4 protein-coding genes are annotated in these 3,921 nt (G+C 68.8%); all 4 read right to left on the bottom strand.

Annotation, left to right across the window (positions count from 1 at the left end):
- Positions 1-441: 441 nt before the first annotated feature.
- The gene (locus ACT6XY_RS22550; RefSeq protein ID WP_444750543.1) at positions 442-720 is read right to left on the bottom strand and encodes a hypothetical protein; all 279 of its coding nucleotides are present in this window, start codon (positions 718-720) and stop codon (positions 442-444) included.
- 171 nt (positions 721-891) lie between these two features.
- Complete coding sequence (gene lpdA, locus ACT6XY_RS22545) at positions 892-2,289, bottom strand: dihydrolipoyl dehydrogenase (protein WP_444750542.1); 1,398 nt, start codon at positions 2,287-2,289, stop codon at positions 892-894.
- A 36-nt stretch (positions 2,290-2,325) separates the two neighbouring features.
- The gene (locus tag ACT6XY_RS22540; RefSeq protein WP_444750541.1) at positions 2,326-3,072 is read right to left on the bottom strand and encodes an SDR family oxidoreductase; all 747 of its coding nucleotides are present in this window, start codon (positions 3,070-3,072) and stop codon (positions 2,326-2,328) included.
- 67 nt (positions 3,073-3,139) lie between these two features.
- A partial coding sequence (odhB, locus tag ACT6XY_RS22535; RefSeq protein WP_444750540.1) for a 2-oxoglutarate dehydrogenase complex dihydrolipoyllysine-residue succinyltransferase occupies positions 3,140-3,921 on the bottom strand: 782 nt, incomplete at its 5' end.

Here is a 3,921-nt window from a genome sequence, read left to right as displayed (position 1 = left end):
TCGGCTTCGGCGTCGGGGCGCTTGCCACCGGCCTGATCGTCGGCGGCGCCATCGCCGCAAGCCGCTCCAACGCCTACGCCTCCGAGTGCTACCTGACCCGCCGCTGGGTCGACGGCCCCTACGGCCCGGAGCGCCGCACCGTCCGCGTCTGCGAGTGATCGCCGGCGCCTGACAGACCTCCATCAGACCTCCAGCGAAGCCCCGGCCATGCACCGGGGCTTTTGCTTGTCGGCAGGCCGGCGAGATGGCGAAGAGGTCACCTTGGAGGATTGGGGGAGAGGCAGGGCCGGCCTGCCCTTCAGCCGGGCCGTTGTCCCTCATTCACGCGCCGTTCGAATGCGGCCCGCGACGCTCGAGGCTCTGCGGCCTGGACCGGGGGCAAAAAGAAACCGGCGGAGCTTGCGCTCCGCCGGTCCGGTTTGTCGGGTGTGGAGGGAGGGATCAGCGGCGGCCGCCGCGGCGCTCGCAGACGATGCCGCCCCAGTACGTGGAGTAGTGGCAGGCCTCCATGCTGGCGCTGGCCGGGGGCGGCGCGCCGTAGCGCTGGTGCGTCGGCCCGCCGGGCATGACGACCGCGTTGGTGTAGGTGGCCTCCGAGCCGCCGCCACCACCACCGCCGCCGCCGCCGCCGCCGCGGGCTTCTGCGAGGCCGGTGAAGGCGCTGGTCAGCGCGAGGGTGAGGGCGCCGGCGACGGCCAGCTTGCTGATGGACCTGGACATGGTGATCTCCTTGGGTTCCGGGCGCCGCGTCCTGCGGTCGCTTGCGATGTCCATGGGTCGGTCTGGGAGCGGCGAAGGTTCATCCAGGGCGCCGGAAAGATCGCTCACCGGCACAAAAGAAAACCCCGGCCGCAAAGCCGGGGTTTTCGGAATCTGGCAGGTCAGGGCGCCTCACATGTGGATGGCGCGCTTGTCGACGGCGAGCGCCGCCTCCTTGACCGCCTCCGACATGGTCGGGTGGGCGTGGGTGGAACGGCCGAGGTCCTCGGCCGAACCGCCGAACTCCATCAGCACCACGGCCTCGTGGATCATCTCGCCGGCGCCGGCGCCGACGATGTGGACGCCCAGCACCTTGTCCGTCGCCGCATCGGCCAGCACCTTCACGAAGCCGTCCGTGGCACGGTTGGCGCGGGCGCGGCCGTTGGCCGTGAAGGGGAACTTGCCGACGTTGTAGGCGATGCCGGCGGCTTTCAGGTCCTCCTCGGATTTCCCCACGGTTGCCACCTCGGGATAGGTGTAGACGACGCCGGGAATGCAGTCGTAGTTCACGTGGCCCGCCTTGCCGGCGATGATCTCGGCCACCGCGATGCCCTCGTCCTCGGCCTTGTGGGCGAGCATCGGGCCACGCACCACGTCGCCGATGGCGTAGATGCCGGGAACGTTGGTCTTGAAATGGTCGTCGATGACGACACGGCCGCGCTCCAGCGCAACACCGACGGTCTCCAGCCCCAGGCCCTCGGTATAGGGACGGCGGCCGATGGCGACGAGCACCACCTCGGCCTCGATGGTCTGCGCCTCGCCGCCGGCGGCGGGCTCCACCGTCAGGGAGACGCCCTTCTTCGAGGCCTTGGCGCCGGTCACCTTGGAGCCGAGCTGGAAGGTCACGCCCTGCTTGCCCATGATGCGCTGGAACTGCTTGGCGACCTCGGCGTCCATGCCGGGGAGGATGCGATCGAGATACTCGACCACGTGCACTTCGGCGCCGAGGCGGCGCCAGACCGAGCCGAGCTCGAGGCCGATCACGCCGGCGCCGATCACCACCATCTTCGAGGGAACCTTGGCGAGTTCGAGCGCGCCTTCCGAGGAGACGATCTGCTTCTCGTCGATGGTGACGCCCGGCAGCGGGGTCACCTCCGAGCCGGTGGCGATGACGATGTTCTTCGCCTCGATCTCCGTGACCTTGCCGTCCTCGGCGGTGACCGAGACCTTGCCCGGCGCGGTAATGGCGCCGCGGCCGAAATGCTGGTCGATCTTGTGCTTCTTCATCAGGAAGGCGACGCCGTTGACGTTGGCGTCCACCGTCTCCTGCTTGTGCACCATCATCTGCTTCAGGTTGAGCTTCGGCGCCGGCACCTCGATGCCCAGCGCCTGAAAGCCGTGGCCGGCCTCGTCGAACAGTTCGGAAGCGTGCAGCAGCGCCTTGGACGGGATGCAGCCGATGTTGAGGCAGGTGCCGCCATGGGTCTTGCGCTTCTCGACCACCGCGACCTTCAGCCCGAGCTGCGCGGCGCGGATGGCGCCGACATAGCCGCCGGGGCCGGTGCCGATGACGATGAGATCGTAGGACATGGACTGTCTCCGGAATTGCGGACGGTGGCGGGGCGCTCAGCGCCCGCCGGATGCGGTGATGAAGGTGCCGGTGCAGTAGGAGGCTTCCTCCGAGAGGAGCCAGAGCGCGGCACGGGCGATCTCTTCCGGATCGCCGATCCGCTGCATCGGAATGGACGGGCGAATGCGCTCGACCCTGCCGGGGTCGCCGCTCGCCTCGTGGATGTCGGTGGTGACCATGCCGGGGCGCACCGCGTTGACGCGGATCCCCTCCATCGCGACCTCCTTGGCGAGGCCGATGACGAAGCTGTCCACGGCGCCCTTGGAGGCGGCGTAGTCGACATATTCGTTCGGGCTGCCGAGCACCGAGGCCACCGACGAGATGGCGACGATGGCGCCGCCCTTGCCGCCGTGCTTGGTCGACATGCGCTTCACCGCCTCGCGGGCGCAGATGATCGTGCCGACCACGTTGATGTTCATGATGCGATGGAGGCGGTCAGCCGTGTAGGTCTCGACACGGCCCGACAGCGACACGACGCCGGCATTGGCGATGAGGCCGACCAGCGGTCCGAGCCTGTCGGCCGCGGCGAAGATGCCGAGGATGTCGGATTCCTCGGCAATGTCGCCCTTCACCGAGACGGCCTGGGCGCCCAGCGCATTGATGGCGGCGACGACCTCCTCGGCCGCCGCGGCATTGGCGGTGTAGTTGACCACCACGTCATAGCCGCGCTCAGCCGCCAGCAGGGCGCAGGCGCGCCCGATGCCGCGGCTCGATCCGGTGACGATGACGACGCCCTTGGACATGCTGCTTCTCCCGCCGCGGCGGCCGCCGTCGACCGGCGGCCGGAATGGCCTCAGAGCGTCACGGACCTCAGAGGTCCATGACCAGGCGGGCCGGATCCTCCAGGCTCTCCTTGACGCGCACCAGGAAGGTCACGGCTTCCTTGCCGTCGACGATCCGGTGGTCGTAGGAGAGCGCCAGATACATCATCGGGCGGATCTCGATCTTGCCGCCGATGACCATCGGCCGCTCCTGGATCTTGTGCATGCCGAGGATGCCCGACTGCGGCGCGTTGAGGATCGGCGTCGACATCAGCGAGCCGTAGACGCCGCCGTTGGAGATCGTGAACGTACCGCCCTGCATCTCCTCGATGGTCAGCTTGCCGTCGCGGGCGCGGCGGCCGAAATCGGCGATGGTCTTCTCGACCTCGGCGATGCCCATCTGGTCGGCATCGCGCACCACCGGCACGACGAGGCCCTTGTCGGTGCCGACGGCGACGCCGACGTGGCAGAAATTCTTGTAGACGATGTCGCTGCCTTCGATCTCGGCATTCACTGCCGGGATATCCTTCAGCGCCTGCACGCAGGCCCGCACGAAGAAGCCCATGAAGCCGAGCTTCACGCCGTGCTTCTTCTCGAACAGGTCCTTGTACTGGTTGCGCAGGCTCATCACGGCCGTCATGTCGACCTCGTTGAAGGTCGTCAGCATGGCGGCGCTGTTCTGCGCGTCCTTGAGGCGGCGCGCGATGGTCTGGCGCAGGCGCGTCATCTTCACGCGCTCCTCGCGGGCCGCATCCTCCGGCTGGGAGGCCGGGCGCGGGGCCGAGACGGGGGCCGGCGCCGGGGCGGCGGAGCCACCGGTCGCGATGGCGG

Source organism: Phreatobacter sp. (assembly GCF_052440005.1).
Classification (GTDB): domain Bacteria; phylum Pseudomonadota; class Alphaproteobacteria; order Rhizobiales; family Phreatobacteraceae; genus Phreatobacter.
This window is presented reverse-complemented; position numbering and strand designations above follow the sequence as displayed.

What these genes read in the sequence shown, in the direction of transcription:
- ACT6XY_RS22540 (WP_444750541.1), bottom strand. Translation starts at nt 3,072, where the DNA reads ATGTCCAAGGGCGTCGTCATCGTCACCGGATCGAGCCGCGGCATCGGG.
- lpdA (WP_444750542.1), bottom strand. Translation starts at nt 2,289, where the DNA reads ATGTCCTACGATCTCATCGTCATCGGCACCGGCCCCGGCGGCTATGTC.
- ACT6XY_RS22550 (WP_444750543.1), bottom strand. Translation starts at nt 720, where the DNA reads ATGTCCAGGTCCATCAGCAAGCTGGCCGTCGCCGGCGCCCTCACCCTC.